This window comes from Pseudodonghicola flavimaris, assembly GCF_030164425.1.
Taxonomy (GTDB): Bacteria; Pseudomonadota; Alphaproteobacteria; order Rhodobacterales; family Rhodobacteraceae; genus Pseudodonghicola; species Pseudodonghicola flavimaris.
The window spans coordinates 92,013-105,434 of record NZ_JASNJD010000013.1 but is presented as its reverse complement, the minus strand read 5'-3'; the positions used below and the strand labels follow the sequence as shown (position 1 = coordinate 105,434).

12 protein-coding genes are annotated in these 13,422 nt (G+C 66.2%); 8 read left to right on the top strand and 4 right to left on the bottom strand.

Annotated elements, in window-relative coordinates:
* Positions 1-31: 31 nt before the first annotated feature.
* Entirely contained in the window at positions 32-1,618 is a 1,587-nt protein-coding gene (locus QO033_RS16620; RefSeq protein ID WP_284482101.1) for an ABC transporter substrate-binding protein, read from the bottom strand.
* A 172-nt stretch (positions 1,619-1,790) separates the two neighbouring features.
* Here QO033_RS16620 and QO033_RS16615 point away from each other — a divergent pair, with 172 nt between their 5' ends.
* Positions 1,791-2,603, top strand: coding sequence for a GntR family transcriptional regulator (locus tag QO033_RS16615; RefSeq protein ID WP_284482100.1), 813 nt, complete (start codon positions 1,791-1,793; stop codon positions 2,601-2,603).
* Positions 2,604-2,650: 47 nt separating this feature from the next.
* Complete coding sequence (locus tag QO033_RS16610; protein WP_284482099.1) at positions 2,651-2,992, top strand: TfoX/Sxy family protein; 342 nt, start codon at positions 2,651-2,653, stop codon at positions 2,990-2,992.
* A 90-nt stretch (positions 2,993-3,082) separates the two neighbouring features.
* Here the strand turns inward: QO033_RS16610 and ndk are convergent, their stop codons facing one another.
* Positions 3,083-3,505, bottom strand: a complete 423-nt coding sequence (ndk, locus tag QO033_RS16605) for a nucleoside-diphosphate kinase (RefSeq protein WP_028092089.1) — start codon at positions 3,503-3,505, stop codon at positions 3,083-3,085.
* Positions 3,506-3,612: 107 nt separating this feature from the next.
* The gene (locus tag QO033_RS16600; RefSeq protein WP_284482098.1) at positions 3,613-4,818 is read right to left on the bottom strand and encodes a multidrug effflux MFS transporter; all 1,206 of its coding nucleotides are present in this window, start codon (positions 4,816-4,818) and stop codon (positions 3,613-3,615) included.
* Between the two features lie 118 nt (positions 4,819-4,936).
* On the opposite strand from QO033_RS16600, the gene QO033_RS16595 reads away from it, so the two are divergent.
* Complete coding sequence (locus QO033_RS16595) at positions 4,937-6,793, top strand: ABC-F family ATP-binding cassette domain-containing protein (protein ID WP_284482097.1); 1,857 nt, start codon at positions 4,937-4,939, stop codon at positions 6,791-6,793.
* Between the two features lie 51 nt (positions 6,794-6,844).
* Here the strand turns inward: QO033_RS16595 and QO033_RS16590 are convergent, their stop codons facing one another.
* Entirely contained in the window at positions 6,845-7,330 is a 486-nt protein-coding gene (locus QO033_RS16590) for a bacterioferritin (protein WP_284482096.1), read from the bottom strand.
* 342 nt (positions 7,331-7,672) lie between these two features.
* On the opposite strand from QO033_RS16590, the gene QO033_RS16585 reads away from it, so the two are divergent.
* The 5 genes from QO033_RS16585 (at position 7,673) to QO033_RS16565 (ending at position 13,351) form a co-directional block, all read left to right on the top strand.
* A complete protein-coding gene (locus tag QO033_RS16585) occupies positions 7,673-7,972 on the top strand; it encodes an FtsB family cell division protein (protein WP_284482095.1) in 300 nt (99 codons plus the stop codon).
* A 174-nt stretch (positions 7,973-8,146) separates the two neighbouring features.
* A complete protein-coding gene (gene pdhA, locus QO033_RS16580; RefSeq protein WP_284482094.1) occupies positions 8,147-9,136 on the top strand; it encodes a pyruvate dehydrogenase (acetyl-transferring) E1 component subunit alpha in 990 nt (329 codons plus the stop codon).
* A 15-nt stretch (positions 9,137-9,151) separates the two neighbouring features.
* Positions 9,152-10,522, top strand: coding sequence for a pyruvate dehydrogenase complex E1 component subunit beta (locus tag QO033_RS16575; RefSeq protein ID WP_284482093.1), 1,371 nt, complete (start codon positions 9,152-9,154; stop codon positions 10,520-10,522).
* A gap of 11 nt (positions 10,523-10,533) precedes the next feature.
* Complete coding sequence (locus QO033_RS16570; RefSeq protein ID WP_284482092.1) at positions 10,534-11,844, top strand: pyruvate dehydrogenase complex dihydrolipoamide acetyltransferase; 1,311 nt, start codon at positions 10,534-10,536, stop codon at positions 11,842-11,844.
* A gap of 307 nt (positions 11,845-12,151) precedes the next feature.
* Complete coding sequence (locus QO033_RS16565; RefSeq protein ID WP_284482091.1) at positions 12,152-13,351, top strand: MFS transporter; 1,200 nt, start codon at positions 12,152-12,154, stop codon at positions 13,349-13,351.
* Positions 13,352-13,422 lie beyond the last annotated feature (71 nt).

Below are 13,422 nucleotides of genomic sequence, written 5' to 3'. Positions count from 1 at the left end.
TGCCGGAGCGACACCGGATCGGGGCACCCGATCAGTCGGAGACCTTCAGGCCGATTTCCTGGAAATTCCGCCAGAACCCGGGATAGGGCCAGGGGGTGTAGCTGACCTTGTCGTCGCGCCAGGCCATGGTGACCAGCGGCTGATAGGTGGTCAGTCCGCCCAGAACCAGCTCATGCTTGCGCTTGGCGATGGCGCGCAGCTTCTCGGCCCGCGCATCGGGGTCCATGGTGGCATTCACATCCTCGATCATCCGGTCGAACTCAGGATCGTCGACGTGGGAATAGCTGCCCCAGCCATGGCCCGGCTGGTAGCTGTGCAGATGCCCGCCCCAGGCGATGGCCGGGTCTGAGGGCACACCCTGCCCCCACATCCAGGAAATCAGCCCGCCCTCCAGCTGGTCGGTCTTCTCGTCCCTGCGGCCGAGGTTGATCCAGGCGCCATATTCCAGGTTCACCACCTTGCAGCGCACCCCGATGGTGCCGAGATAGGCGAACATCGCCTCGCCCATCTCCTTCATGTTGGGCTCGCGCGGGGTGATGAGGTTGTAACAGTTGACTTCGAAGCCCTTGGGATAGCCCGCCTCCGCCAGCAGTTTCATCGCCAGCGCCGGATCATAGTCGAAGGGTTTCAGATCGGGCGCATAGCCAGTGCCGCCTTCGGGCACCTCGGCATAGCGTTCACCCTGGCCGAACAGTACCGAGTCGATGATCGCATCCATGTCGATGCCATGGGCGATCGCCTGGCGCACCTTCACCTTCTGCAAGGGGCCCTCGGGGATGGTGTCCATATCCAGAAACAGGTGGTTGCCCGCCGGCATGGTGGCGGTGGCCACCCCGTCCAGCCCCTTCACATCCGCCAGCATCGCCGGCGGCACATTGTCGATCCAGTCGACCTCTCCGGTCTGCAGCGCCGCGACGCGGGTCAGATCCTCGGGGATGATCTTGACGGTCAGGTCCTTGACCCCGGGGCGGTGGTCCTTGTTCCAGTAGCCGTCGTAGGCCTGCAGCTTGAGCTCTTCCTTGACCTTGCGCGACACGAACTTCCACGGCCCGGTGCCGACAGGATGCTTGCCGAACCCTTCGTCGCCCACCTCTTCGAAGTAGGCCTTCGGCAGCGCCCAGAGCTGCAGGTAGTTGGCGACATAGCTGGAGTCGGGTTTCTTGAAATGCAGCCGGAAGTGCAGATCGTCGACGATCTCGAACCGCTCCACATTGGCCTGGAAATGCGACCAGCGCGACACCGACGGATCGGACTGGCGCTGATAGGCGAATTCGTAATCCGCCGCCGTCAGCGGGTCACCGTTGTGAAAGGTCACCCCGGGGCGGATATGGACGTCCAGAACCGGTTTCTCGGGATTGCTGTCGTCGATCGACCAGCTTTCGGCCAGCCAGTTGGCGATGGTGCCGTCCGGCATCGGCTTGACCAGCGTCTCGAACATGGTGCCGATGAAATACTGATCGACGCCGGCGGAATATTTCGCCGGATCCATTGTCGTGGATTCAGCGGCCAGAGCGACGGTGAGCGCGCCCGAGGTCTCGGCGAAGAGCGGCGCCGCCAGCCCTCCGGCCAGGACGCAAGACAAAGCGATTGCGCTCACGCCCTTGCGGATACGTGTCATGATTTTCTCCTCCCATTTCGCGGCGATGGCCCTCGCCCTCCTCGACATCGGGCCGGCCGCGGGCTCAGAGTACGGCGAAGTCGCCGCTTTCGTCAATTGTCTTCAATTTAGTTCTTTTATTTTTACTTTCAGTATGTTAGACTTTTCAAAACTTGGGATGAATGAGGTTCAGATGCGTCGCGCCGCGCCCTTCCAACGCTCTGCCATGGACGATTCGACCGGCGATCCGCTGACTTGGCGGGGCCACCGCGATCTGCCTGAGCGGATCTCGGACGACCTGACGCGGCGGATCATGGCCGGGGAGTTTCAGAGCGGCGAGCGCCTGGTCGAGGCCGAGCTGGCCGCCTATTACGAGGTCAGTCGTGGCCCGATCCGCGATGCGCTGCGCATCCTGACCAACCGCGGCCTGGCCGATCTGTTCCCCCGTCGCGGCGCAGTGGTCGGAAACTTCGATCACGACACCCTCGCCGACGCGCTGAATGTCCACGCCTCTCTGTCGGGGCTGAACGCACGCTACGCCGCATTGATGTGGCGCCCCGACACGCTGGCCGAATTGCGCCGGCGGGTCGAGGCGCTGGAGGTGCTGGCCCGCGACGACAACTGCAAGCCGCTGCGCTTCGCCCTCGCCTCCGGCCGGATCGGCACCGCGCTGACCCGTTGTTCCGACAGTAAGCTGCTGCAGCGGACCATGCACAGCAGCGCCAACGATATCGTCTGGTCGCTGCTCTGGCGCGAGTTCCACGTCGATTTCCGTACCCCGGAGCGGCGCCGGGAGAACGCCGAGATCTGGCGCGAGGTGCTGACCTGCGTCGAGACCCGCGATGCCGATGCCGCCGAGCGCTGCATGCAGGAGCTGATCTTTCAGTGCCGCGACGAGGCGCTGAAGGTCATGGCCCTGACCGAGCGGGATGGCGCCGCCGACTCGCGCCGGTTGCTGCACAACCGACCGTCCGACGCGGGTTCGGGGCCTTCCGGCGGGGAATGAGGCAGACCGCGATTGGCCCCGGCCGCCGGCCACGCTAGGATCGCCGCATGTCCGATCCCGTCTCAACCATCCGCAATCTCGGCCCGGCCTCTGTCGCGCTCTATGCCCGGGCGGGAATCCATTCGGCCGAGGAACTGCGCGCGCTGGGCCCTGACGAGGCTTACCGGCGGTTGCGGGCCTCAGGCCGGCGGCCGCATTTCATCGGCTATTACGCCATGGTGATGGGGTTGCAGGGACGGCCCTGGAACGATTGCCGGGGCGAGGAGAAGGCCGCGCTCAGGGCCCGGTTCGACGCGATCTGCGCCGAGACCCGCGGCAGCACCGATCCGGCACTGGGCGCGCTGGAGGCGGTGCTGAACGAGATCGGGGTGATCGAGCGGCGGCGATAAGGTCCTGCCACCCCGGATCGGACGCGGCCCTCTTCGGCCAAAACAAAAGGGGGCCCGAAGACCCCCTTTCGCAACGGATATGATCCCGTCTCAGCCGACGATCTCGGTGCCGGCGAAGAAATAGGCGATTTCCACAGCCGCGGTTTCCGGAGCGTCGGAACCGTGGACTGAGTTTTCACCGACGGATTCGGCGAATTCGGCGCGGATGGTGCCGGCAGCCGCATCTGCGGGGTTGGTGGCGCCCATCACTTCACGGTTCTTGGCGATGGCGTTCTCGCCTTCCAGAACCTGCACCACGACCGGGCCGGACGACATGAATTCGCACAGCTCGTCGTAGAAGGGGCGTTCTTTGTGCACGCCATAGAACTCACCGGCCTGCGCCTTGGTCATCAGGATGCGTTTCTGGGCGACGATGCGCAGACCTGCTTCCTCGAATTTGGCGTTGATCTTGCCGGTCAGGTTGCGGCGGGTTGCATCGGGTTTGATGATCGAGAACGTGCGTTCCAGTGCCATGGCGATAGCTCCTAAACTGGCCGCCCATCGGGGGATGCGGGCGGGGCTGACATTGCGCGCCGCGTAACACGGGCGGGCGGGTTTGAAAAGCCTTGAGCCGCGCCGGATCAGCCCAGATCGGGCAAAGGGTCGCGCGCGTCCACCCAGCGCACATAAAGCGCCGCCACCAGCCCCAGAACGCCGGTCACCAGCATGATCCAGAGCACGGTGAACGGCGCGGTCTCGGGCGCCACCAGCGCGCCGGTCAGGCTGGTCATCACCGCCCCCAGCGCCACCGTCATCGACCCCATCAGCCCGGAGGCGGAGCCGGCCAGCTGCGGCCGCACCATCATAGCCCCGGCATTGGCATTGGCGTTGGTAAAGCCGTTGCCCACCCCCACCACGATGGCCGATCCGAAGAACACCCACATGTTGCCCTGCCCGAGGTAGAACAGCAGCAGCCCGCCCACCGGCCCGACGGTAGCGAAGACCCGCCCGATCAGCACCATGGTGATCAGGGGCGTGCGCGACCGCACCAGGCCAGAGACGAAATTGCCCAGCATGAACCCCACGGTGATGATGCCGATGCCCAGCCCCAGTGCCGCCGGGCTCAGGTCGAACCAGGCGGCGGCGACCAGCGGCGCCCCGGTGATGAAGGCGAAGAACCCCGCCACCGCGAAGGCGCCGCAGAGGCTGTAGCCCCAGAAGCGGCGCGAGCGGAACAGCTCCGGGTAATCGCGCAACTGCCGCCCGAAGCTCGCAGTGGCGGCGGCGGCGTTGGTCTCGCCCAGATCGACCCAGAGCAGCGCCAGCATCATCCAGCCCAGCACCGCATAGAGCACGAAGGAAGACCGCCAGCCGAACGCCATGTCGAGCGCGCCGCCCAGCGTCGGCCCCAGCATCGGCGCCAACGCCATGGCGGTGGCGACATGGCCCAGCATCCGCGCCGCATCGCGGGGCTGGTGCAGATCGCGGATCACCGCCCGCGACAGCACCTGCCCGCCGATCACCCCGGTCTGCAGCATGCGAAAGCCCAGGAACACCCAGATATCCTGCGCCAGCGCGCAGCCGACCGAAGCGGCGGCGAAGATGGCGGTAGAGACCAGCATCACCGGGCGCCGGCCATAGCGGTCGGACAGGGGCCCGATCACCAGCTGCAACGCCGCCGAAATCGCCAGATAGCCGGCGATCGACAGGTTGGCCAGGGCGTAATCGGCCTGCAGCGTCTCGGCGATCCGCGCCAGCGACGGCAGGAACATGTTCAGCGACAGCACGGAGAGCGCCGTGGCCAGGATCAGGGTCAGCAGGCGCGGCGGAGTCTTGGCAGGAGCCATGGGGGTTCTTCCAGTCCAGGGGAGAAGTGGGACACCCGGTCGCGGCTAGCACAGGGTCTCGGGGATGACCATCCTGACAGCGCTGGTGAGCCCCGATCAGCTCTGTTAAGAGCCGGATATGCTCAGGATTGAAGACATTACCTACGCTGTCGCCGGCCGCCCCCTGTTCGAGGGCGCCTCTGCCGTGATTCCCGATGGCCACAAGGTGGGGCTTGTCGGCCGCAACGGCGCCGGCAAGACGACGCTGTTTCGCCTGCTCCGGGGGGAGCTGGCGCTGGAATCGGGATCGATCAGCCTGCCCGCACGGGCCCGCATCGGCGGTGTCGCACAGGAGGTGCCTTCCTCCTCGACCTCGCTGATCGACACGGTGCTGGCGGCCGATACCGAACGCGCCGCCCTGATGGCCGAGGCGGAGACCGCGACCGACCCGGCGCGGATCGCCGATATCCAGACCCGGCTGGCCGATATCGATGCCTGGTCGGCCGAGGGCCGCGCCTCCGCCATCCTGAAGGGGCTCGGCTTCGACGACGAGGATCAGAAGCGCCTGTGTTCGGATTACTCCGGCGGCTGGCGGATGCGGGTGGCGCTGGCCGGCGTGCTCTTCGCCCAGCCCGATCTTCTGCTGCTGGACGAACCGACCAACTATCTCGACCTCGAAGGCGCGCTCTGGCTGGAGAATTACCTCAGCAAATATCCCCACACGGTGATCGTGATCAGCCACGACCGCGGCCTGCTGAACCGGGCGGTGGGTGCCATCCTGCACCTGGAGGGCAAGAAGCTGACGCTCTACAGCGGGCCCTATGACCAATTCGCCCGCCAGCGCGCCGAACAGCGTGCCCTGCTGGCGGCGGCGGCCAAGAAACAGGACGCCCGCCGGGCGCATCTGCAAAGCTTCGTCGACCGGTTCAAGGCCAAGGCCAGCAAGGCGAAACAGGCGCAGTCCCGGGTCAAGATGCTGGAGAAGATGGAGAAGATCACCGCGCCCGAGGACGAGGCGCGCACAGTCTTCTCCTTCCCCGAACCCGAAGAGCTGTCGCCGCCGATCATCTCGCTCGAGGGCGCCTCGACCGGCTATGGCGACACGGTGATCCTGCGCGGCATGACGCTCCGGATCGACCAGGACGACAGGATCGCCCTGCTGGGGCGCAACGGCGAGGGTAAGTCGACCCTGTCGAAGATGCTTTCGGACCGACTGCCGCTGATCGACGGCAAGATGACCCGGTCGAGCAAGCTGCGCATCGGATTCTTCGCCCAGCACCAGGTCGATGAGCTCTACGTCGACGAGACCCCGCTGCAGCACCTGCAGCGCGCCCGCCCCGGCGAGCATCAGTCCAAGCTCAGGGCACGGCTGGCGGGCTTCGGCCTCGGCGCCGATCAGGCGGAAACCGTGGTCGGGCAGCTCTCGGGCGGGCAGAAGGCACGGCTGTCGCTGCTGCTGGCGACGCTCGACGCGCCGCATCTGCTGATCCTCGATGAGCCGACCAACCACCTCGACATCGAGAGCCGCGAGGCGCTGATCGAGGCGCTGACCGCCTATTCCGGCGCGGTGATCCTAGTCAGCCACGACATGCATCTACTGAGCCTGGTGGCCGACCGGCTGTGGCTGGTCAAGGATGGCCGCGTCGCCCCCTATGAGGGCGATCTGGAAGCCTATCGCGCCCAGCTGCTGACCCGCGACACCCCGTCCAAACCCGCCAAGGCGGCCGCGGTGGAGGCCAAACCCAAACGGGCATCGCGCGAAACCCTGCTGGCGCTGCGCTCAGAGGTGCGCAAATGCGAGGCGCGGGTGCAGAAACTGGCGGAGATGCAGGAAAAGCTCTCGGCCAAGCTGGCCGACCGGGCGCTCTATGAACCCGAGCGCGCCGGCGACCTGGCGGTCTGGAACCGCAAGTACGCCGAGGTGATGGATGCCGTCGAAAAGGCCGAAACCCTGTGGATGACGGCACAGGAACGGTTGGAAGCGGCCGAAGGCTGAGCCGGAAACGCGAAACGCCCGGGGAGCTGTCCCCGGGCGCTCTGCCGGCACTCAGCTGTCGGCGTCTTCGACGCTCATGTATTTGGCGGTAAAGGCCGGCTCCCCCATCCGCTGCAGCAGATCAAGCTGCAGGTCGAGCCAGGCCCAGTGGCCCTCCTCGTCCAGGACGATTTCCTCGAACAGCGCCCGGGTACCGATATCGTCGCTGTCGAAGGCGGCACGGGCGCCCTTGGTGTAGAAATCGATCGCGTCCCGTTCGTCCGATTTGTCGAGTTCGAACATCTCCTTCAGCGATTTTGCCCGCACCGGGGTCTTCTCCGGCGTCAGCACCGGGTCGCCGCCCAGGAACAGGATGCGATCGATGAAGCGGCCGGCATGGCCCAGTTCTTCCTGCATCTCCTCGCGCATCTTGTCGGCCAGTTTGTTCAGGCCCCAGTCGTCCAGAACATGGGCGTGCAGCAGATACTGGGTCGCGGCCGACAGCTCCATCGTCAGGGCGGTCTGCAGGTTCTCAAGACTGGTGCTGGTGTTCGACATGGACTTCTCCTTCAATCCGATTGATCCGAACGCCCCGGAGCCTGTGCCGCGGGGCTGTCGTGGCGCCGGGCGCCATGCAGACGATCACGAAGGCGGGCTTCTGCCCGGGCTGGTGCGGTCGGATCCGCACGGGCGGCGACAGCGGCTGTCGCGCCTTCCGATTGCGTCTGTTGCCGCCAATCTGGAGGTTATTGCGCAGCGCTGCAATGCGACTGGCAATGTTTCGCCAATCACATTGAAAGAAAGGCATAAGATTTGGGATTCACACGGCGAATCGCCTGTGGCATACTCCGAAGACAGACGCTCGCCAAGGGCGCATTCAAGGCAGAAAGCAGCAGCATCGTGACCCGTACCAGCCGGCCCGGATTCGGCCCTTTGATCTTCTTTGCCACCGCCTTCGCGGTCGGTGCCTATTTCACCTTTGCCGCGGTCCAGGGCGATTACGGCCTGTTCCGCCGGGTGGAGATCAGCGCCGAGGCCACCGCCCTGCAGGGGGATCTCGACCGGCTCAACGACGAAATCGCCCGGATGGAGAATCTGACCCACCGGCTGTCGGACGATTATCTTGATCTCGACCTGCTCGACCAGCAGGCGCGCTCGGTTCTGGGGCTGCTGCGCGCCGATGAGATCGTGATCCGCTGAGCGCCGCCGCGCGACACCAAGAACCGACCTCTCCGATCTGACGCGATCCCCCGGGCCCGCCGCCCGCAGGGGTGGTTTCTGCCGTCACGTCAGAAAGCCCTCGCCCCCGGGGCGGAAATCCTGTAATAGATAGTTTAACGTTGAACTATCCTTTTCCGGAGGAGGGCCATCTTCATGGCGACGCGAAAAAGCGCTGCAAAACCAAACGTTTCTGCAGAAGAGCTTCTGACCTATTATCGAGAAATGCTGCTGATCCGGCGATTCGAGGAAAAGGCCGGCCAGCTTTACGGCATGGGTCTGATCGGCGGTTTCTGCCACCTCTACATCGGTCAGGAAGCCGTCGTGGTCGGTCTGGAGGCCGCCGCCGAAGAGGGTGACAAACGGGTCACCTCCTATCGCGACCACGGCCATATGCTGGCCTGCGGCATGGACCCCAAGGGGGTGATGGCCGAGCTCACCGGCCGCGAGGGCGGCTATTCCAAGGGCAAGGGCGGCTCCATGCATATGTTCAGCAAGGAGAAGCATTTCTACGGCGGTCACGGCATCGTCGGTGCCCAGGTGCCGATCGGCGCAGGCCTCGCCTTCTCCGACAAATACAAGGGCAACGGCCGTGTCACCTTCGTCTATTTCGGCGATGGCGCCGCCAACCAGGGCCAGGTCGCCGAGACCTATAACATGGCACAGCTCTGGGAGCTGCCGGTGGTCTTCGTGATCGAGAACAACCAATACGCCATGGGCACCTCGGTGCAGCGCGCCACCAAGTCGCCCGACTTCTGGGAACGCGGCGCCGCCTACGGCATCGCCGGCGAGATGGTCGACGGCATGGATGTGCTGGCGGTGAAGGCCGCAGGCGAAAAGGCGGTGGCCCACTGCCGCGCCGGCAAGGGCCCCTACATCCTGGAAGTGAAGACCTATCGCTATCGCGGCCACTCGATGTCCGACCCGGCGAAATACCGCACCCGCGAAGAGGTGCAGAAGATGCGCGAGGAACGCGACGCCATCGAACACGTGCGCCAGCTTCTTCTGACCGGCAAGCACGCCAGCGAAGACGACCTGAAAGCCATCGACAAGGAGATCAAGGACATCGTCAACGCGGCGGCCGAATTCTCCAAAGAAAGCCCGGAGCCCGATGTCTCGGAACTCTGGACCGATATCTACGCCTGAGGGGGATGAACTGAGATGGCAACCGAAATTCTGATGCCCGCCCTGTCGCCGACCATGGAGGAAGGCACGCTGGCCAAATGGCTGGTGAAAGAGGGCGATACCGTCTCTTCCGGCGATATCCTGGCGGAGATCGAAACCGACAAGGCCACGATGGAATTCGAGGCCGTAGATGAAGGCGTGGTCGGCAAGATCCTGATCGCCGAGGGCACCGAGGGGGTCAAGGTGAACACCCCCATCGCCGTGCTGCTGGAAGAGGGCGAGAGCGCCGATGACATCGCCAGCGCGGCATCGGCCCCGGCTCCGGCGGCGGAAGCGCCCGCGCCTGCCCCCGCCGCGGCCCCGGCCGCCGCCGCGCCCAGGGCACCCGAGGTGGACCTGAGCCCGGACTGGCCCGAGGGCACGCCGATGAAGACCCAGACCGTGCGCGAGGCGCTGCGCGACGCCATGGCCGAAGAGATGCGCGCCGATGACCGCGTCTATCTGATGGGCGAGGAAGTCGCCGAATATCAGGGGGCCTATAAGGTGTCGCAGGGGCTGCTGGACGAATTCGGCTCGAAACGGGTGATCGACACGCCGATCACCGAACATGGCTTTGCCGGCATCGCCGTCGGTGCCGCCTTCGGCGGACTGAAACCGATCGTCGAGTTCATGACCTTCAACTTCGCCATGCAGGCGATCGACCAGATCATCAACTCCGCCGCCAAGACCCGCTACATGTCCGGCGGTCAGATGGATTCGCCGATGGTGTTCCGTGGCCCCAACGGGGCCGCCGCCCGCGTCGGCGCCCAGCACAGCCAGGACTACGCCGCCTGGTACATGCAGATCCCCGGGCTGAAGGTGGCGATGCCCTATTCGGCCTCCGATGCCAAAGGCCTGCTGAAAACCGCGATCCGCGATCCCAACCCGGTGATCTTCCTGGAAAACGAGCTGCTCTACGGGCACAGCTTCGAGGTGCCGGCGATGGAGGATTTCACCGTCCCCTTCGGCAAGGCGCGGATCTGGCGCGAGGGCAAGGATGTGACGCTGGTCAGCTTCGGCGCCGGCATGCAATACACGCTACAGGCAGCCGAGAAGCTGGCCGAAGAGGGCATCGATGCCGAGGTGATCGACCTGCGCACCCTGCGCCCGATGGACACCGACAGCATCGTCCGCTCGGTGATGAAGACCAACCGCTGCGTCACGGTCGAGGAAGGCTGGCCGCAGGGGTCGGTCGGCAGCTACATCTCCTCGGTGCTGATGCAGCAGGCCTTCGACTATCTGGATGCGCCGGTGATCAACTGCACCGGTAAGGATGTGCCGATGCCCTATGCCGCCAATCTGGAAAAACTGGCGCTGGTGACCACCGACGAGGTGATCGCCGCCGTCAAGCAAGTGACCTACCGGTAAGGAGCGGAGCGATGCCCACTGAAATCCTGATGCCCGCCCTCTCCCCCACGATGGAGGAAGGCACGCTGGCGAAATGGCTGGTCAAGGAGGGCGACACCGTCGCCTCCGGCGACCTGCTGGCCGAGATCGAGACCGACAAGGCGACGATGGAATTCGAGGCTGTCGACGAAGGTATCGTCGGCAAGCTTCTGATCGCCGAGGGCACCGAGGGGGTGAAGGTCAACACCCCCATCGCCGTGCTGCTGGAGGAAGGTGAAAGCGCCGACGATATCGCCGCACCCTCCTCTGCCGCCGCTGCCCCCGCGTCCGAGGCCCCGGCCGAACCAGCCGCGCCCGCGGTGTCCGAGGCCTCCGCGCCGGCCGCAGCCCCCGCCGCCCCGGTTGCCGCCGATGGCGGGCGCATCTTCGCCTCGCCGCTGGCGCGCCGGATCGCCGCCGACAAGGGGCTGGACCTGAGCGGGATCACCGGCTCCGGCCCGCATGGCCGCATCGTCAAGGCCGATGTCGAAGGCGCCAGCGCGGCGCCGAAACCCGCCGCTGCCCCGGCCGCAGCCGCGGCCCCGGCGGCGGCAGCCCCGGCCATGGCCACCGGTCCGGCGACCGAAACCGTGCTGAAGATGTACGAGGGGCGCGCGTTCGAAGAGGTCAAGCTGGATGGGATGCGCAAGACCATCGCCGCCCGCCTGACCGAGGCGAAACAGTCGATCCCGCATTTCTACCTGCGCCGCGACATCCGGATCGACGCGCTGCTGAAATTCCGCGGCGAACTGAACAAGCAGCTCGGGGGCCGGGGCGTGAAGCTGAGCGTCAACGACTTCATCATCAAGGCCTGCGCCCTGGCGCTGCAGACCGTGCCCGACGCCAATGCAGTCTGGGCCGGCGACCGGATGCTGAAGCTGAAACCCTCGGATGTGGCAGTGGCGGTGGCCATCGACGGCGGGTTGTTCACCCCGGTGCTGAAGGATGCGGAGATGAAATCGCTGTCCGCCCTGTCGGCAGAGATGAAGGACCTCGCCGCCCGGGCGCGGGACCGCAAGCTCGCACCGCATGAATATCAGGGCGGCAGCTTCGCGATCTCCAACCTCGGCATGTTCGGCATCGACAACTTCGACGCGGTGATCAACCCGCCCCACGGGGCGATCCTGGCGGTCGGTGCCGGCGTCAAGAAGCCGGTGGTCGATGCCGAAGGGCAGATCGGCGTCGCCACCGTGATGTCGGTGACCCTGAGCGTCGATCACCGGGTGATCGACGGCGCGCTCGGCGCCCAGCTGCTGCAGGCGATTGTCGAGAACCTGGAAAACCCGATGCTGATGCTGGCCTGAGCGGCCAGCCCTCTTCGGGCCGACATCCTTTGAGAAGACCCGAACGGGCCGCCCTGTGCGGCCCGTTTTTCTTGGCCCCCGCCGCACGGCCTGACCCGCGGCGCCGAGCTGCGCGGATGTAACGAAGGCATAACGAAAACCATGCCGGTTCCGCATGCCTCCCTTGCGATACCGGCAATTGTGTTAGCGCCCACAATCCTGCATTTCCGCGACAGTTCCGGTCGCTTTTCCGCGGTCCGAGCAACTGACTCCCGACAACCTGTTTTCCTCCGGCTGAAGCCCAGCCCCCAGACTTTCGGAGACCGCTATGGCCCGTTCCGACCGTCAGGCGTCGCTGACGATTCTTTCCCTTGCCATCGGTGCCTTCGGCATCGGGGTGACCGAATATGCCACCATGGGGCTGCTGCCCTTCTTCGCGCAGGATCTGCAGGTGAGCGAACCGCAGGCCGGTCATGCGGTCAGCGCCTATGCGCTTGGCGTGGTGATCGGCGCGCCGGTGCTGTCGATCCTCGGCGCCCGGCTGGAGCGCAAGCGGCTGCTGATGCTGCTGATCGGTTTCTTCGGGCTGGCCAACCTGCTGGGCGCGCTGGCGCCCAATCTGGAGCTGCTGGTCGCCGCCCGTTTCGCTGCCGGCCTGCCGCATGGCGCCTACCTCGGGGTGGCCATGCTGTTCGCCGCCGAGCTGGCGCCGCGCGGGCGCGCCGCCGCCGCCGTGGCGCAGGTGCTGATGGGGCTGACCATCGCCAATGTGGTGGGGGTGCCGCTGGCCGGGGCCGTCGGCCAGGGGTTCGGCTGGCGCTGGAGCTTCGTCATCGTGACCGGACTTGCCGCCGCCTGCGTGCTGGCGATTGCCCGCACCGCGCCGGCAGTGCATGCCGATCTCAGCCGCAGCCCGCTGAGCGAACTGCGCGCGCTGGCCAATCCGGCGGTCTGGCTGACGCTGGGCATCGGCGCGGTCGGTTCGGGGGCGATCTTTGCGGTCTACGCCTATCTTTCGGCGGCCATGCTGGATGCGGCACAGGCCCCGAGCTGGAGCATTCCGTTGGTCCTGTCGCTCTATGGGGTGGGCGCGACCGCCGGCAGTTTCCTCGCCGGGCGGCTGACCGCCTGGTCGCAGTTCGGCGCCTCGGCGCTGCTGCTGGCCGGGCTGGCGGGGTCCGCCCTGCTCTATGCCGCCGTGATGGGCAACTGGCCGCTGATGGCGCTGGCCGTGATGGTCATGGGGCTGATGTCCGGCCTGGTGATCCCCTTGCAGATGCGGCTGATGGAGGTCGCGGGCGAGGCGCAGACGCTGGCCGCCGCGCTGAACCATGCCGCCTTCAACGCCGCCAACGCGATGGGGCCGCTGGCCGCCGGTGCCGCCCTGTCGGCCGGCTATGGCTGGGCCTCCTCCGGGATCGTCGGGGCTGCCCTCGCGCTCGGCGGGATGGGGGTTCTGGGGCTTGCCTGCCTGCAGGCGCGGCAGCCGCGCCCGATCGTCCCGCTCGCACCGCCGGCAACCCTGTGATTGCTGTACGATCCGTCCTAGGATTCGGCTCAGGCTGCGGGGTTGGATCCCGCGCCTGAGCCAGGGGCCAT